At 66.3% G+C, this 1089-nt stretch carries 2 protein-coding genes; both read left to right on the top strand.

Annotated elements, in window-relative coordinates:
• A partial coding sequence (locus QH283_RS18600; protein ID WP_280504264.1) for an MCE family protein occupies positions 1 to 826 on the top strand: 826 nt, incomplete at its 5' end.
• On the top strand, positions 823 to 1089 hold a 267-nt coding region (locus tag QH283_RS18595; protein WP_280504263.1), incomplete at its 3' end, for an MlaD family protein. The genes QH283_RS18600 and QH283_RS18595, both read left to right, overlap by 4 nt.

The raw sequence follows: 1089 nt of genomic DNA, 5'->3' as shown, positions 1-1089 counted from the left end.
GGTGCAGATCTCCGGAGTGCCGGTGGGCGAAGTCCGGGCGATCGAACTCGCCGGCACCGAGGTCGATGTCGAGTTCGATGTCATCGGCGACCATCCCGCCCTCGGCGACGAAACGACCGCGACGATCAAGGTGGAGACGGTCCTGGGCAGGCGGTTCATCGAGCTCGCCCCCCGCGGTTCGGGGGATCTGGACGACGGAGCACTCATCCCGCTGGCCCGCACCACCTCCGGCTACGACATCGCCCGGTCACTACAGGAAGCCACCGGCGAGATCGCCCAGACCGACAAGCCGAATCTGGCCGCGACCCTCGACCAGTTGAGCGCACTGCAAGAGGAGCTGCCCGAAGACCTCGAGGCCACCGTCGACGGCCTCTCCCGGTTGTCGAACTCTATAGCGTCACGTGACGCTGGAATTCGGCAACTGCTGGACAGCGCTGAGGGGGTAAGCGCCATCCTCGCCGAACGCAACCAGCAGGTCACCGCGCTCTTCGAGCACGGCAGCGGACTACTGGCGGCGCTCGACACCCGAGCCGCCACCATCCACCGGATCCTCGTCCAAGCAGAGCAGGTGGCCGACGCGCTCACCGGGATCGCCGAGGACAACGCCGCGACCCTGAAGCCGACCCTGGATCAACTGCACGCCTTGATCACCACGCTGAACAACAACTACGACAACCTCAACAGCATCCTCATCGGGCTCCAGCGGTTCACCACCCAGGTCGGCGAAGCGGTCGCGAGCGGCCCGTTCTTCGGCGTTCTACTGCACAACATCGTCCCAGCGAATCTGGCAGGCCAGATTCCCGGCAGCCCAGGGGGCACGCGATGAAAAACCTCGGCCGTATGTCGCTGCGGCGACCACCGAGACTACTGGCCCTGCTCACCACCGTCGTGGCGATCACTGGGGCCACCGTGGCTTGGCTCGAGTACGAGCCGGATTTCCGGATCACCGCCGAATACCGCAGCGCGCCGGGGCTTTACGTGGGTGACCGGGTGACGATCCTCGGCGTGCCGGTCGGCGAAGTGACCGCGATCCGGCCCGGACCCGACAGCGTCGCCGTCGAATTCGAGTTCGACGGCACACACCCGGTA

Origin of the sequence: Nocardia farcinica (assembly GCF_029867845.1) — a bacterium.
Taxonomy (GTDB): Bacteria; Actinomycetota; Actinomycetes; order Mycobacteriales; family Mycobacteriaceae; genus Nocardia; species Nocardia farcinica_A.
The sequence above is the reverse complement of the archived record's forward strand: the minus strand, read 5'-3'. Positions and strand labels throughout refer to the sequence as shown.